At 59.2% G+C, this 15,894-nt stretch carries 13 protein-coding genes and 2 pseudogenes; 11 read left to right on the top strand and 4 right to left on the bottom strand.

Annotated features, from left to right (window positions below; genetic code table 11):
* The first annotated feature begins 19 nt into the window (after window positions 1–19).
* The 6 genes from IPP35_11860 to IPP35_11835 all read left to right on the top strand — a co-directional run bounded on the left by IPP35_11860 (window position 20) and on the right by IPP35_11835 (window position 5,807).
* The gene (locus IPP35_11860) at window positions 20–529 is read left to right on the top strand and encodes a DNA starvation/stationary phase protection protein (protein MBL0059768.1); all 510 of its coding nucleotides are present in this window, start codon (window positions 20–22) and stop codon (window positions 527–529) included.
* 156 nt (window positions 530–685) lie between these two features.
* On the top strand, window positions 686–1,918 hold the full coding sequence (locus tag IPP35_11855) for a GAF domain-containing protein (GenBank protein ID MBL0059767.1): 1,233 nt from the start codon (window positions 686–688) through the stop codon (window positions 1,916–1,918).
* Window positions 1,919–1,962: 44 nt separating this feature from the next.
* The gene (locus tag IPP35_11850) at window positions 1,963–3,645 is read left to right on the top strand and encodes an NAD+ synthase (protein MBL0059766.1); all 1,683 of its coding nucleotides are present in this window, start codon (window positions 1,963–1,965) and stop codon (window positions 3,643–3,645) included.
* A 4-nt stretch (window positions 3,646–3,649) separates the two neighbouring features.
* Window positions 3,650–4,486, top strand: coding sequence for an SDR family oxidoreductase (locus tag IPP35_11845; GenBank protein ID MBL0059765.1), 837 nt, complete (start codon window positions 3,650–3,652; stop codon window positions 4,484–4,486).
* Window positions 4,487–4,505: 19 nt separating this feature from the next.
* A complete protein-coding gene (ychF, locus tag IPP35_11840; GenBank protein ID MBL0059764.1) occupies window positions 4,506–5,579 on the top strand; it encodes a redox-regulated ATPase YchF in 1,074 nt (357 codons plus the stop codon).
* A gap of 9 nt (window positions 5,580–5,588) precedes the next feature.
* A complete protein-coding gene (locus IPP35_11835; protein ID MBL0059763.1) occupies window positions 5,589–5,807 on the top strand; it encodes a hypothetical protein in 219 nt (72 codons plus the stop codon).
* Window positions 5,808–5,958: 151 nt separating this feature from the next.
* On the opposite strand, the pseudogene IPP35_11830 reads toward IPP35_11835, so the two are convergent.
* Window positions 5,959–6,856, bottom strand: a pseudogene (locus IPP35_11830) (TIGR01777 family protein).
* A gap of 93 nt (window positions 6,857–6,949) precedes the next feature.
* Between IPP35_11830 and IPP35_11825 the strand changes: the two are divergent.
* From IPP35_11825 to IPP35_11810, 4 genes are all read left to right on the top strand, one after another.
* Window positions 6,950–8,647, top strand: coding sequence for a carbon starvation protein A (locus IPP35_11825; GenBank protein MBL0059762.1), 1,698 nt, complete (start codon window positions 6,950–6,952; stop codon window positions 8,645–8,647).
* Window positions 8,644–9,096, top strand: a complete 453-nt coding sequence (locus IPP35_11820) for a MotA/TolQ/ExbB proton channel family protein (protein MBL0059761.1) — start codon at window positions 8,644–8,646, stop codon at window positions 9,094–9,096. Before IPP35_11825 ends, IPP35_11820 begins: the two co-directional genes overlap by 4 nt.
* A 3-nt stretch (window positions 9,097–9,099) precedes the next feature.
* A complete protein-coding gene (locus tag IPP35_11815) occupies window positions 9,100–9,561 on the top strand; it encodes a biopolymer transporter ExbD (GenBank protein MBL0059760.1) in 462 nt (153 codons plus the stop codon).
* Window positions 9,562–9,914: 353 nt separating this feature from the next.
* A complete protein-coding gene (locus IPP35_11810; GenBank protein ID MBL0059759.1) occupies window positions 9,915–10,640 on the top strand; it encodes a TonB family protein in 726 nt (241 codons plus the stop codon).
* A gap of 83 nt (window positions 10,641–10,723) precedes the next feature.
* On the opposite strand, the gene IPP35_11805 is transcribed toward IPP35_11810, so the two are convergent.
* Window positions 10,724–11,170, bottom strand: coding sequence for a prepilin-type N-terminal cleavage/methylation domain-containing protein (locus IPP35_11805; protein ID MBL0059758.1), 447 nt, complete (start codon window positions 11,168–11,170; stop codon window positions 10,724–10,726).
* A 207-nt stretch (window positions 11,171–11,377) separates the two neighbouring features.
* Between IPP35_11805 and IPP35_11800 the strand changes: the two genes are divergently transcribed.
* Window positions 11,378–12,163 carry a transposase gene (locus IPP35_11800; protein ID MBL0059757.1) on the top strand — a complete coding sequence of 262 codons (786 nt, stop codon included), beginning with the start codon at window positions 11,378–11,380 and terminating at the stop codon, window positions 12,161–12,163.
* 610 nt (window positions 12,164–12,773) lie between these two features.
* Here the strand turns inward: IPP35_11800 and IPP35_11795 are convergent.
* Window positions 12,774–12,875: pseudogene (locus IPP35_11795) on the bottom strand (prepilin-type N-terminal cleavage/methylation domain-containing protein).
* Window positions 12,876–13,159: 284 nt separating this feature from the next.
* On the bottom strand, window positions 13,160–15,877 hold the full coding sequence (locus IPP35_11790; GenBank protein MBL0059756.1) for a fibronectin type III domain-containing protein: 2,718 nt from the start codon (window positions 15,875–15,877) through the stop codon (window positions 13,160–13,162).
* Window positions 15,878–15,894 lie beyond the last annotated feature (17 nt).

Genomic DNA, 15,894 nt, shown 5'->3' with positions numbered 1-15,894 from the left:
TGGAGCGGACGTCCTGATGATGCTAAAATATCCAAACAACGACGAAGAGGAGAATTCCATGACCGAATCTAAATTGATCTCGAAAGAGCAGAAGAAAGAAATCGCCGAGGGATTGGCGGTGCTGTTGGCGGACACCTACACGCTGTATCTCAAAACCCACAACTTCCATTGGAACGTGACGGGGCCCATGTTCCAAACCCTCCACTTGATGTTCGAGGGGCACTACAACGAAATGGCGTTGGCGGTGGACCTGGTGGCCGAACGCATCCGCGCCTTGGAAAACCACGCGCCGGGGTCCTACGCCGAGTTCGGCAAGCTCACCTCCGTCAAAGAAGCCGTCGGCGTTCCCAAAGCCCAAGACATGATCCGCCAGCTACTGGAAGGCCATGAAACTGTGATCCAAGCCGCCCGCCGGGCCTTCCCCGCCGCCGAGCGAGCCTCCGACCAAGCCACCATGGACCTCCTCACCCAACGCCTCCAACTCCACGAAAAAACCTCCTGGATGCTCCGAAGCCTGCTGGAGGGATGAAACTCCGAACACAAGGTCTCGAGCCCTTTTACAGAGATTCTCAGTCTCCAGGGGGTCCCTGTTTTTTTGACGGCTCCTGGTTTGACGCTCCGGCGGAAAGTTGATAGAGTGGGGGTTCCTTTAGTCCCTCTCCATTTTCCCACTTAGGAGCGAGCCATGCCCCGCGCTAAAGTCTCAACCCGTTCTCTCGGCACCACCGAAGAGTTGGATCTGCTTCACCGCATCACCCAAATCATCGGGTCCACCTTGGAGCTTCGCACCATCCTTCAGGAAATAGTGACGTTGGTGAGCGGACTCACCAAAGCCGACGCCTGTTTTATTTATCTGCACGAACCCTCCCACCGGAGTTTAGTGCTCTCCGCCTCCAAACCCCCCCACCCCGGGGAAATCGACCAATTGCGCCTTCGTATGGGCGAAGGGTTGACCGGTTGGGTGGCGGAACACAAGAAACCGCTGTCCATCCCGGAAAAGGCACACGAGGACCATCGCTTCAAATTTTTCCACAACTTGCCGGAAGACAAGTTCGAGGGGTTCCTCTCCGTCCCGATTTTGGTCAAAGAAGGCGTGGTGGGCGTCATCAACGTCCAACACAAGAAACCCACCGCCCACAGCGAGCACGCGCTCAAGCTCCTCAGCACCATCGCCCGCCAAGTGGGCGGCGCCATCGAGAACGCTCGGCTCTACGAGGAAACCCGCCGCAAGGCCGACGCCATTCAAACGCTTTCCGCCGTGAGCCGCACCGTCACCTCCGACCGGTTTATGGAGGAGATCCTCCAGTTGATCGTGGCCATGACGGCCTCCCTCATGGGCTCCAAGATTTGCTCCATCATGTTGCTGGACGACGAATCCCACCAGCTCCGCATCGCGGCCACCCAGTCCCTCTCGGACGCCTACCGCAACAAACCGCCCGTCCCCGTGGCCCAGAGCCTCTCCGGCCGGGCCGTCCTGGAGAAGAAACCCGTCATCATCTCCGACGTCAGAAAGGACAAACGTTTCTCTTTCCCCGACGTCGCCGTCTCCGAAGGGTTGGTGTCCCTGCTGTCGCTCCCCATGATGTTCAAGGACAAGGTGTTGGGCGTCATCAACACCTACACCGCCCAGGAATACGATTTTTCCAAGGAAGACGTTTCCGTCCTGCAATCCGTGGCCAATCAGTGCGCCTCGGCCATCATGCAAACCCGGCTTCTCCAGGAAAAATTGTCCGCCCAGGAAGCCCTCGAAACCCGCAAACTGGTCGAACGAGCCAAAAGCGCGATCATGAAGAAACGCGGTCTTTCCGAACCCGAGGCTTTCCGCGAAATTCAAAAACAAAGCATGGATCGACGAAAAACCATGAAAGAAATCGCCGAAGCCATCCTCCTGGCCGAAGACCTCGGCCAGTCCCGGTGACCTCCCAGCGGGGCCCCTTTTCTAAACCTGGGAGACCGTCCCACATGCTCCTTCGTCTCGCCCTCGCCCAAATCAACCCCACCGTTGGGGATCTGGCCGGGAACGCCGCCCGGATCGTGGATTTCAGCGCCCGGGCTCGGGCGGCGGGAGCGGATTTGGTCCTTTTCCCGGAAATGTCCCTCACGGGATATCCCCCCGAAGACCTCCTGTTGGAACCGATCTTTTTGGAGGAATGCGAGAAGGCGCTCCATCAACTCCTCCCTCGGTTACCCAAAGACCTTCTGGTGGTGTTGGGCCTGCCCGAGGGGCGTCCCGGGGCGCTCTTCAACGCCGCCGTGGCCCTCCACGGCGGCCGGATTCGGGTACGCTTTCACAAATGGTTCCTGCCCAACTACGGAGTGTTCGACGAACAGAGGTATTTCCTCCCCGGCCAAGAGCCCGCTCTGCTGGACTTGGGCGGCGTGCGGATCGGGCTGACCGTCTGCGAGGACGTCTGGCGTCCGGAAGGGCCCGCCCTGGCCGCGAGCAAAGCAGGCGCCTCCCTGATTCTGAACCTATCCGCCAGCCCCTTCCATGCCGGCAAGGGGAAGGAACGGGTCGCCGTCTTAACAAATAAAGCCCGGGAATGCGGGGCGGCCATCGCCTATGGCAACCTGGTGGGCGGCCAAGACGAATTGGTTTACGACGGCTCCAGTCTGGTCATGAACGCCAAGGGCCGCGTGGTCGCCCAGGCCCCCGCCTTCGACGAACACCTTTTGATCACCGACCTGCCCTTGGAACCCGTTTCGCTCCAAAACGCCAAGGCCGTCAAAATCCCGCGACGGTCGGAAGATCGGGCGCCCAACACCTCCTTTCTGGCGCCGCCCCTGGACCCGGAGGAGGAAATTTATTCCGCCCTCATCGTCGGAACCCGCGACTACGTTCGAAAAAACGGGTTCGGCCGGGTGCTGGTGGGACTCTCGGGCGGCATCGACTCGGCCTTGGTGGCGGTGATCGCGGCCGACGCCCTGGGCAAAGAAAACGTGGTGGGCGTCACGCTCCCCTCGCGCTTCAATTCCGATGAAACCCGGAACGACGCCGAGGCGGTGGCGCGAAACCTGGGGATCGAGTTCCACACCCTCCCAATCGAGGAGACGGTTCAGTCCTTCCGGAAAACCCTCGCTCCTCTTTTCGGAGACCGCGCGCCCGACGTGGCCGAGGAGAACCTCCAATCCCGCGTGCGCGGGACCCTTTTAATGGCCCTTTCCAACAAGTTGGGTTGGTTGGTGTTGACCACGGGGAACAAATCCGAGCTGTCGGCCGGTTATTTCACGCTCTACGGCGATTCGGCCGGGGGCTTCGCGGTGATCAAAGACCTCCCGAAAACCCTGGTGTACCGCCTGGCCCGTTGGCGAAACGCCCGGGGCGGGCGCCCGCTCATCCCGGAGACCACGCTCACGCGCCCCCCCACGGCCGAACTGAGGCCGAACCAGAGGGACCAGGACTCCCTGCCCCCCTACGAGGTTTTGGACACCATCGTCCATCGGTATGTGGAGGAGAACCAAGGCCTGGAGCGGATCGTCAAGGCCGGTGTTCCCCGCCAGGTCGCGGCGAAATGGATCCGTACCATCGATGCCATGGAATATAAACGCCGCCAAACACCGCCGGGCATCAAGATCACCCCCCGGGCCTTCGGCCGGGACCGGCGCATGCCCATCACAAACAAATTCAAAGCGACGGGGGAGTGAACCGATGACACCCGTCCCCCCTAAAAAGGAATCACCCGTCGCCCTCATCACGGGCGCCTCCAGCGGCATCGGATGGGAAACCGCGAGGATTTTAGCGTCCCGGGGGTGGAGGCTCGCACTCGCGGCGAGGCGCAAAGAAAGACTGGAAACCCTGGCCCGAGAGATTGAAAATAATGGCGGTTCCCCGGCACTCGTTTGCCCAGTGGATATTTCTAAACCGGACCAGGCCCGGAAAGGGGTTGAGCAAACCGCTTCCCATTTTGGCCGATTGGACGTTCTCGTGAACAACGCCGGAATCCTCCGCATGGCCACCTTTCAAGACATGCCGGTGGCGGAAATGCGGGAAATTTTCGAAACGAATTTCTGGGCGACCATCGAGGCGGTGCGCGCCGCGCTTCCCCTTTTTGAAAAACAAGGCGGCGGTCACGTGGTTCAAGTGGGGTCGGGGGTGAGCCGGCGCGGCCTTCCCTTCATGGGAGCTTACGCGGCCAGCAAGTTCGCCCTCCTGGGCCTCACGGAAAGCCTGAGGGTGGAATGGGCGGCCCAAAACGTGACCTTCAGCCTCGTCCTCCCGGGCGGCACCGAAACGGAGATGCCCAACGGCGTGGACCGGTCCCGTCTCCCCACCGGATACCCCGAACGGGACGGGGTCCGTATTTCGGCCCGCCGGGCGGCCCGGGCCGTGGCCAAAGCCGTGGAGCGGCGAGGCACGGAATATTTTGTCCCCTGGTGGATCCGGCCGGGCGCTTGGGTCAGCGCGCTTCTGCCCTCCTTCGCCGACCGCCTGATCCGCCGGAGTTACGGAGACGCCCTCGGGCGCCCTCGCTCCTCCCACTTTTAAATCAAAGGAGTCTTTCCTTATGGACATCGGCATCGTCGGTCTTCCCAACGTCGGAAAATCCACGCTCTTTAACGCCCTCACCGGCGCCGCGGCGGCGGCCAGCAATTTCCCCTTCACCACCATCGACCCCAACGTGGGCATCGTCCCGCTCCCGGATTCACGATTGACCGTCCTGGGGGACATGTTCAAAAGCGAAAAGGTCACGCCCGGCGGGATCAAATTCGTGGACATCGCGGGGTTGGTGAAGGGGGCGAGCCAAGGGGAGGGGCTCGGCAACAAATTCCTTTCCCACATCCGCGCCGTGGACGCCATCGCCCACGTGGTCCGCTGTTTCGAGGATCCCGAGGTGGTGAACGTGCTGGGAGCCTTGAACCCCGGCGAAGCGGCGGACATCATCGAAACCGAACTTTTGCTGGCCGATCTCCAACAGGCCGAAAAGGCCCTGGACAAACTCCAGGGCCCCGCCCGCTCCGGCGAAAAGAAAGCAAAGGAAAAACTCGAGCTGATGGAAAGTTTGGTGAAGGGGTTTCGGGAAGGACGGTCGGCCCGGTCCCAGAACGTGCCCGCCGACGTCCAGTTGGAACAAGGATTTCTCACGGGAAAACCCGTGCTCTACGTGGCGAACACCGACGAGAAAGGGCCGGAACCGAAAATGCTGGCCGCCCTGGAGGCACGGGCCAAGGCGGAAAACGCCCGGGTGGTGCCGCTCTGCGCCAAAATCGAAGCCGAAATTGTTCAACTGCCCGAGGAAGAACGAGCCTCTTATTACGAATCGGCGGGGATCGGAACCCCGGGCCTGGCGGCGTTGGCCACCGCGGGGAAAGACCTCCTGGGCTTGATTTCTTTTTTTACCGCGGGGCCCCAGGAGACCCGGGCCTGGGTCATTCCCCGGGGCACCCGAGCGGTGAAGGCCGCGGGCAAAATCCACACCGACATCGAGCGGGGCTTCATCCGCGCTGAACTTTATAAGTATGAAGATTTAGTGCGCCTGGGTTCTTACAAGGCCCTCCAGGAAAAAGGCCTCGTTTCCATCGAAGGAAAAGACTATGAAATGAAGGACGGGGACGTGGTGTATTTCCGGTTCAACGTTTGAGGGTCTGCCGTGGATGAAGAAACCGAAAAAACGAAGGCCCACTTGGCCCGGATGGGAAAAATCGCGGCCTGGTCCGGTTGGGCCTTGGCGCTCCTCTCCCTTTTTCTAGGGAACTATCTGTTGAACAAGGTTCACTTGAAACTCATGGAATTGCAAAAGGAAAACAAAGAGCTCAAGCTCCGACTGGAAAACACGGGCGGCGTGCATAAAAAAGACGTATCTCTTTAACCGCCTGGTTCACCCGACGAAGCATGCCCTTTGTAGTTGCCCGATTTATCGGGCGGTTTACCGTCGGGATAACCTGTCTTGAGAAAATGACGCCCCATAAATGGGGCAACTACAAAATTCGATTGGAAGCGCTAACCTGGCGCAAACGGAGCTACCTCCGCAACAGTGAGGGAAGCGCCCCTGCCAAGTCGGGGTGGCGGAACGGGTAGCCGCTGTCGATGAGTTTTTTCGAGGCGACGCGGGCGCTGGCGAGCAAGAGGGCCTGGGCCATTTCGCCGAGGGCCCATTTGGCGGCAAAGGCGGGCATGGGAAGGAGCGTGGGCCGGTGCAGGGCGCGGCCCAACTCTTTCGTAAAGCCTTCGTTGGTCACGGGCGTCGGCGCGGTGACGTTGACGGGGCCCGACAAACCCTCGGTGCCCATCACGTGCCGAATGGCGCCCACCACATCCTCCAAACCGATCCAGCTCCACCATTGGCGGCCGTTTCCGATGATTCCCCCCAGCCCCCAGCGGAACGGAAGGATCATCTTTTTCAAAGCTCCGCCCCCGGAACTGAGAACCACGCCGAAACGCAGGTTCACGACCCGAATGCCTTTCTCCATCGCCGGGGCGCAAGAGGCTTCCCAGGCGCGGCACACCTCGGGAAGGAAACCTTCCCCCGCCGGGCTCTCCTCCGTCAACCGTTCCTCTCCCCGGTTTCCGTAAAAGCCGACGGCCGACGCGCAAACCAACACCTTGGGCGGGCGGGAAAGGCCGGCCAAGGTGTTGGCGAGGAACGTGGTCCCCCGCACCCGACTGTCGCGAATCTTTTCTTTCAACGCGGGGGTCCACCGCCCAGCGGCGATGCTTTCGCCCGCCAGATGGACCACGGCGTCAAACCCTTCCAGAAGCCGCGTTTCCACCCGGCCCCTTTGGGGATCCCACAGGAGCCGCGGGGCGGAAACGGCGTCCGTTCGGCTGAGTCGAACCACGTCGTATTTTTTTCCTTTCCAGGGCCTTCACCAAAGCCCCGCCGATCAAACCCGTGGAACCGGAAACGAGAACACGCATGGCCATCCTCCCCTGCACTCTCCACCCCTGAAATTCTATAATACCATTCTTAACGCCATCGACGAATGAACCTCACCTCCTAGGAATGAACCCATGACCCTCGCCCCCGTGGCCGCTCTCTCTTGCGCGCTCTTCCTGATCGCCTACAGGGTCTACGGCCGGTTCCTCTCCCGAGCCTTCGCGTTGGATCGGCGCCGCGTCACCCCCGCCCACACCTATCAAGACGGCGTGGATTTCGTCCCGGCCAAGGGACCTCTTCTCCTGGCCCAACACTTCTCCGCCATTTCCGCGGCGGGACCCATCGTGGGCCCTATTCTGGCCGGGATGTGGTTCGGCTGGCTTCCGGCGCTCCTCTGGATCGTTTTCGGATCGATCTTCATGGGCGCGGTGCATGATTATTCCAGCCTGGTGGGGTCCATTCGCCACAAAGCCACCTCGGTGGCCGAGATCCTGCGCGAACACGTGGGCGGGCGGGCCTACAAATTCTTCGCGGCCTTCGTCTGGCTTTCCCTGGTCTACGTCATCACGGCCTTCACCGACATCACCAGCGCGAGCTTCGTGGAGCCCGCCTTCGGCGGAGGAGTCGCCGCTTCCTCCACCCTCTATCTTTTGATCGGCCTGGCCTTGGGGTTGGCTTTGACCAAGGCCCGCGTGCCCCTCTGGGCCGCCACCCTGGTCGCCCTTCCCTTGGTGGGCCTGGCCATCGCCTGGGGCCCGTCCATGCCGCTTCGGTTTCCCGACGCCGGGTGGCTTCGTCCCCAGGTGGCTTGGAATTTCTCCATCCTGGCCTATTGCTTCGTGGCTTCCCTCATTCCGCTTTGGCTTTTGGTTCAACCACGGGGATATCTGGGCGGGTATTTCCTTTACGGAACTCTGTTGGCCGGGCTCGTGGGCCTTTTCTTGGGCGGGGACAAGATCCGCTACCCGGCCCTCCTGGGCTGGACGGGCGCCAACGGAATGCCGCTCTTCCCCATGCTGTTCGTGACCGTGGCCTGCGGAGCCTGTTCGGGGTTTCATGGGCTGGTGGGCTCGGGCACCACCTCCAAGCAGGTGGACCTGGAGACGGACTGCCGACTGGTGGGTTATGGGGGAATGCTCCTGGAGGCGCTGGTGGCGGTGGTGGCCCTGGCCACGCTCATGATCCTTCCGGCGGGGGACGCCAGCCTGGGGCTCGGCCCCGACCGGATCTACGCCGCGGGGCTGTCCCGGTTCGTGGAACAGTTCGGCATCAACCCGGACCTGGCCCGGCGTTTTGCCCTGCTGGCCTTCGCCACGTTCATTTATGATACCCTGGACGTCTCCACCCGGCTGGGACGTTATATGCTCCAGGAATTGACCGGCTGGAAAAGTTTTCGGGGAGGCATGGCCGCGACTTTACTCACGCTGGCGCTCCCGGCCTATTTCGTCACGCTTCGCCTGGTGGATCCGGCGGGGAACCCGGTGCCCGCGTGGAAAATGTTTTGGACCATTTTCGGAACGTCCAACCAACTTCTGGCCGGGCTGACGCTCCTGGGATTGACCGTTTGGCTGAGGGAACGGGGCGGAAAACTTTGGCTCGTGACCGCGGGGCCCATGGCGTTCATGATGGCCATGACCCTCTGGGCCTTGGCTCGAACCATCGCCCCCTGGGCGTCCTCGCTCGTCTCCCAGCCCCACTGGGAAACCATCCCGGTGGTGGCCGTCGTTTTAAGCGGCCTCGCCCTTTTGTTGATTGCCGATTCCATCCGTACCGTCCGTCGACCGTCAACCCGGCCGGCGCCGGAACCTGAAAAAGAAAAGGTGCTCGCATGATCTCAACCTTCGACCTCAAACACACGCTCATCCTGGGATGGCCGGTGCTTTCCATCCTGTTTCTCTTTTCCATTCTTACGGTATCGATCTTTTTGGAATGTTGGTCCCTGCACCGGGGGATCCGATCGGTCCTGAACAAGGGGGGGGACGGCGCCGGATTAAAATCCCTTTTCGACCGGGCGGAGCGACGGTTGGCTCTGCTGGGAACCCTGGCGAACGCGGCTCCCTTCGTGGGGCTCCTGGGAACCGTGATCGGCATCATCCGGGCCTTCCACACCATCAGCCAGGCCTCCGGCGGAGGGGGCGGCATGTCGCTAGTGGCGGGCGGCATTTCCGAAGCGCTGGTGTCCACCGCCGCCGGTCTGGCCGTGGCCATCCCGGCCAGCATGATCTTCAATTATTTCACCTTTCATAACGAGAAACTCATGGAGACCGCGGGCCTGGACTGACCGATGAAAGTTCACCTGGGCTCCCACAAAAAGAAACGCCTCATCACCGAGATCAACATGGTGCCCTTCATCGACGTGGTGTTGGTGCTCCTGATCATCTTCATGATCCTGTCCCCCTTCATCGCCCAGTCCCAAATCCCGGTGAACCTCCCCCGCGCCGCCGGTCAACCGGGAGACGACGACACCCCTCTCCGGGTCAAAATCACCCAGGACGGCGATTATTACGTGGGCGACCGGCGCGTTCTGCGTAACGACCTCGCCGACCTCCTGGCCCAGGCCCTGAAGACCAACGCCCGCCGCGCCGTCTTGATTGAAGCCGACCGGGACGTCTCCTTTAAAAACGTGATCCTGGCCCTGGACGCCGCCCAAAAGTCGAAAGCCGCCAAGGTCGGCGTGGCCGTCCTCACCAGCGCGGAAGAACCTCCACCGGCGCCCAAAACGCCGGAGCCCTCGCCGGTCCCCTGAGCTTTTCCCATAAGATGATAAAGCCCGGGGTAGGATCTAACTTTGAAACTCAAATACTCCGATAAGAACTTTTTTCCGTCAGAGGCGGGTTTCACCAAATTGATGAAAAACAGGCACGGCTGTGGCTCCCTCCCCCCACCGAGGGGGAGGGTTGGGGTGGGGGGGGACTTTACCAACGAAGACGGAGGCCGCCCCCCATCCACCCTTCCCCCTCCAGGGGGGAAGGAATCCCTAAATTCCCGCTTTATCGGATTTTCTGGATTTGATAGTCATGACTTGACAAGTCGTAACTTGACAAGTTTCGACCGTTTATTGAATTCCAAAAGACTAAACAGTTCCGGCTCCAAATCCCCATGAACCGATACCTCATTTATTCATCCACCCTCCACGGCGTGCTCCTGGGAGTGATTTCCCTGGCCCTGTTCTGGACGGAAAAACCCCAGGTCTACTATGGGTTCCAATTCCTCGGGGGACAATCGGGGTTCGGAACCGGGAGGCTGGAGCCCGCGCCGTCCCCGACGGCCTCCCCCGTGGGCCGACCCGCCGTCACCGAACCTCCCCTGGCGGAGCCCCCGCCTGTGGCGGAAGACCCAAACCGTGTGGCCATACCCGAAAAACCAGAAGAAAAAAAGGTCCCGGAAGCCCCCAAAAACCTCCCCAAGAAGGGCGGCAAGAAAGACGGTCGCGGAAATTCCCCCCTGGGCCACGGCGATTTCCAAGGCGCCAAAACAGGCCCCGTGGGCGGCGTGGGGACGTCCCTTGAGATCGGTGGGTTCGGCCCCGGCGGGGGCGGAGGAGGGGCGAAACAGTTCCCCTTTAAGTGGTATGGCGAGTTGGTCTACAAACGTCTTTGGGAAGCTTGGGATCGCACCGACGCCGGCACCCGGGAGTGCAAAGTGGGGTTCACTCTCTTAAAAGATGGAACCGTAAAGGCCATCAAGATCAAAATGTCCTCGGGGGATTCCCTCTTCGACATGACCGCCAAACACGCCGTCTCCGCCGCCGCCCCCTTCCCCCCCCTCCCCGACGGCTTCAAAGAAAAAGAACTCCCCGTCCTCGTCCGTTTCCGCCTACAGTAAGCCGCTTCTCCCCTTTTCCCATTAGGACCCGTTCATGCGTTTAGGGGGGACCACAGCACCCATGGTCCCAGAAAAGGGAATCGTTAATACGTGGACCACACCCGGCCGGTGGAGTCGAGGTGGGTGCAGTTGACAAAAAGTTCTCTGGTGGACCAGTCGTAATACCAACTCGTCAAAACGGCGCCCCACGCCGAATCGTCCCTGTCGGGCCTGGAACGTTTGGCATAGGGATGGGTCGATAGGGGAACGGTGGGAATTCGAATGGAAGCAATCGCGTCAATGTATTTTGGTACAAGAGTCGCCGCTAAATCAGTAAATGGGTCTGGATAAATCCCCTCGTTATCGGAATAATAAATACTGATGGCGCTCCGCAACCCGCCCAACTGTCCTTTCACCGCCGCCTCTTTCGATTTGATGATGAGGCCCGCAAACTTGGGAATGGCGATAGACGCCAAAAGACCGATGATCGCCACCACGAGCATCAGCTCGATCAGGGTGAAGCCCGAAGGTTGACCGCGCACAGGACGCATTTTCCCCTTCGTCTGAAACCCCCGCCTTCTCTATAAGTATTCCCGCCCGGTTTTTTTCAAGGGTTTTCTTTAGATGGTATCTGGATGGATCCCTCTTGCTGGCCCGTGTTTTATGCTGGCGCTTCATGTCAAAAACCGTAGCCGATACGAGATAGGGGACATGATTGACTAGTTGACTTATTGTTGGAGAGGAGGTAGATTTGGAGCATGCCACGCCAGGCGAGAGTTGATATACCCGGGCTGTTGCACCATGTGATGGCGCGAGGCATCGAGCGGCGGGTTCTCTTTTCGGGTCCAGGGGACTACGCTGATTTTCAAGCCCGGCTGGAAACCTCCAACGAAAGATATCCAAGTCAAATCCTTGCATGGTCCCTGATGCCGAATCATTTCCACCTCCTGGTCCGCTCTGGCAAGACTGGGCTTGTGCCCTTCATGCGAAAAGTAATGACGGGGTATGCGACGGCCTACAATGTCCGTCATAAGCGATCCGGCCACCTCTTTGGGAATCGATACAAATCGATCATTTGTGAAGAAGAACCTTACTTGTTGGAACTGGTGCGCTACATTCACCTCAATCCGTTGCGGGCGAAGCTTGTCAAGGACACGCAGGAGCTGTCGAATTATCCTTACTGCGGCCACGGTGCGTTAATGGGAAAGAGGCGAATTCCCTGGCAGGAAATCGCCGAAGTATGGGGGCGATTTTCGTCCAACCATTTCAAGGCTAAAAAAATGTATGAAGAATTTGTCGAGGAGGGATTCCGCCGGGGAAAAAGAACGGATTTAACCGGAGGAGGCCTGATCCGATCGATGGGCGGTGTTCGAAACGTGCTGAGAGCCGGGCGTGCGGGGGAGCGAGAAGCCTATGATTCCAGGATATTGGGATCGGGGGACTTTGTTCAGGAAATCATGAAAGCCGTGGAGGTGGAGGAGACCGCACAGGACCGGCTTAGGAAAAAGGGTCACCCTGAGCCAGGTGGCGGAGCGGATTGCTGAAGAGGCTCAGGTATCTAAAGACATTCTCTTCAAAAGGGACAGGACCGCGCGGGTATCGAAAGCGAAGGCCCTGTTCATCCATATCGGGGTGGAGTATCTCGGACGTACGAACCGGGAGATGGCGCTCATGACGAAGATGGGAGACGGTGCGGCGACGCGCGCGAGACAACGAGGGGACGTCATATTTCCAGCGTCAGGCTTGGCCTCCTGGCTGGAAGTCAACTAGTCAATCATGTCCCCTAATTCCACCATGGTCCCAGAAAAGGGAATCGTTAATACGTGGACCACACCCGGCCGGTGGAGTCGAGGTGGGTGCAGTTGACAAAAAGTTCTCTGGTGGACCAGTCGTAATACCAACTCGTCAAAACGGCGCCCCACGCCGAATCGTCCCTGTCGGGCCTGGAACGTTTGGCATAGGGATGGGTCGATAGGGAACGGTGGGAATTCGAATGGAAGCAATCGCGTCAATGTATTTTTAGTAGAGTCGCCGCTAAATCAGTAAATGGGTCTGGATAAATCCTCGTTATCGGAATAATAAATACTGATGGCGCTCCGCAACCCGCCCAACTGTCCTTTCACCCGCCTCTTTCGATTTGATGATGAGGCCCGCAAACTTGGGAATGGCGATAGACGCCAAAAGACCGATGATCGCCACCACGAGCATCAGCTCGATCAGGGTGAAGCCCGAAGGTTGACCGCGCACAGGACGCATTTTCCCCTCCGTCTGAAACACCCGCCTTCTCTATAAGTATACCCCCCCCCCGGTTTTTTTCAAGGGTTTTCTTTAGATGGTATCTGGATGGATCCCTCTTGCTGGCCCGTGTCCCATGCTGGCGCTTCATGTCAAAAACCGTAGCCGATAGACAAAACTCATCTGGGATCTAAATCTCCGCGGCTGACGAACGCATAGTCCACCGTCCGTTTGCGCCACCCAAACCCAAGTCCGGCGGACAATGCCCCTGCGTCCTCCCGTGGGCTCCCGGCTGTGGGTGCCCCCTATTTCTGCACCACCACCTTCAATTTCTTCCGCGCGCCGTTCTTTTCAATGATCGCCAGGTAAACCCCGCTGGCCACGGGGGTGCCGTCGTCGTTGGTGAGGTCCCAGATCGCCATGCCGCTGGAATTGCCCGCAAGGGTTTTGACCAACCGGCCGTCGTTGGTGAAAAGACGGATGTCCGCTCCTTCCGGCGTCCGGTCGAACGTTACCCCCGTGGCCCCGCGCCCTGGGCGGTACGGCACCGGGTAGGCCCGGGCGGTGTCCACCGTAAGCGAGGCTTCCGGCAATGTCCGGACGGAAACCGTTCGAAAATCGGACAGGTTCCCCGCTCCGTCAAAAGCGCGGACGCGGACGTAATACACCGTGTCCGGCACGACCCCTGACACCGTCACGGTGGTTGTGGACCCCACATTTAAATCGTTCCACCCGTCGACAAAACCGGCGAAGCCGGCGTCCAGGCCCACGTCCACCCGATACCCGGCCACGCCGACGTTGTCCGTGCTCGCAGACCAGGACAGGTGGACGGAGGAGGAAGAGACCGCCAATGCCGTCAACGATACAGGAGCCACCGGTGGTGTGGCATCTATGTCAACAAGAACGGACATGATCGCGGTCGTGGACCTGTTCCCCACGGCGTCAAACGCCGTTGCCGTCAAGGTGTGGGGGCCATTGTCCGATTCCGTGATCGGCCAGGCGTAGGAAAAGGGTACAGTCGTGTCTGTCGACACCACGACCCCATTGTGGAGAAACCAGACTTTCGCGACCTCCGTGTCGTCGTTGGCCGTACATTTCACCGACACCGTTTGGACTTTGGAAAAAATGGAGCCGGACGCCGGTTGGTTAAGGTGGACGGTCGGCGGGGTGGTGTCGGGAACAGGTGACGGTATTGTGAATTTGAACAACTTCGTGAGGGAGGCGAAATAAAGATCGTTCCCTTTGGCGGCAAATCCCGCCGTTAGCGGCATGCCCAGGGCGGTGGTCGAAAGGACCACGGTCACCGGGTTTATCGTTGGATGGGCGGGATCCACCTGGGGATCGACTTTGAAAATCCCGGACTCAGCGAGCCCCCAGACGTTTCCGTCCGGCATGACAACCAAACTTTTGCTCAGCGCCCAGACGCCGCGCTGAGTTCTTTGTACGAGTGCGCGAGTTTCGGGATTGAACCGAAACCATTTCGAATCGCAAAAACCGTATACAAACCCTTCCCTGACGACCAGATTGGTGATGACGCTTCCGGGCATTTTAATGGCGTATTCCACTTCTTTTGTGTCCGGGTCCCAGATGAACAAGGTCGCTTGGGTTTCGATGGGCGTGGTGCCGGTCCCGTTTTTGGTGATGGTGCCGCCGATGATTTTCCCACCGAACTTGACGAGCGAATACGGGCTTTCGTTGGGAATGGGAATCCATGTTTCGACCACGTTGCTTTCAAAATTCCACTTCACCAACGGCCCCCCGAATTTCCCGTATCCGGGTTGACCACCGGCCACGACAACGCTGGACGATAGGACAACCATCGTATGAGGTCTCCACGAAGAGTCAATTCGGCCCATACCAGCGAAAACGGGGTTAATCCCAGGGTTGAAGGTAACGGCCGGGTCATACAACATGAGGGGTGCCAGCCCGGAGTAGGCGGCTATGAGCACCTTGGTGGAATCGGCGTTCGGGATCATTGTATACGCCTCACCGCCCCCAAGATATCCGATATTTGTAAAGGTGTTATCTTGGAGAGAAAACAAGTTAAAATCAAGAATGCCACTACAATACATGGCCGGCCCGTTGCGCAAGGAAGCGAACGTCATGATACGGCGGGGTTTCCCTTTATAGGAAAACGGGAACGATTTAACGGTGGTGGTCCCCTGGGTGATGGTCACATCCCCGAAACCGCCGACAGGCATGTTGAGCCTGGATCCATTGTTGAGTTCGTTTTTATACACCCAAGGGAACCCGTTGACGGATACCGGCGCGTTAAACCCATTCAGCCGGTACATTCGACCATCATCGCATTTGGCATGGATTTTTCCGTCCCTTCCATGAAATAATTTGACAAATCCACTCTCATTCGTTGTTAAGATGACTTGTCTCTCTCCCGTGCTTATTTTGTATGCGACAATTTTTGAATTTATAGGTCCGGTGCCACCGAACACAAAGCCATCTGTGCTGACCACAACGCTGATGACGTATTGATCATTGGGTTCCCCCATTTTTCCCAGGTCTTCCACGGACTTTGTGTCGGGGCGGTACCGAATTAATTTGGCGTTCGGATAGGTCCCGGCGTATATGTTGCCATCCGGGCCCGAGGCAATTTCAGCGATGAAAGTTTCCGCGTAGGCCCCGCCGGGTCGACCGCGATCAGTGATCGTTCCTGTTTGCGGGTCAAACTCCATGATTTTGGCATGCCAAACCGTTCCCAGGTATATTTTCCCGTCCTGGCCCACCGCCAACCCCCGGGCCCCCTCTTCGGACGGCCCGGGAAAGACCTCCATAACCCCAGTGAGCGGGTCAACGCTCACGAGGTCGAAATGACCTCCCGTGCCCTCATAAATGTAGCTGGCGTAATAACGTTCTGCCCCCGCGGGACCCGGGCCCACCAGTTCGGCGACCTTTTGCCCAACGGAAACGTGTTCGCCCACCCACGTTGGATATTCGGCATAGGCGCTTAAACCCATCGCCAAACATGCCATGAGTAGCGAACGTTGACCCCATAACCATTTATTCATATCTTCTCCCACCCAAG

It is taken from the genome of Elusimicrobiota bacterium (assembly GCA_016721625.1).
Lineage (GTDB): Bacteria > Elusimicrobiota > Elusimicrobia > FEN-1173 > FEN-1173 > JADKHR01.
This window is presented reverse-complemented; position numbering and strand designations above follow the sequence as displayed.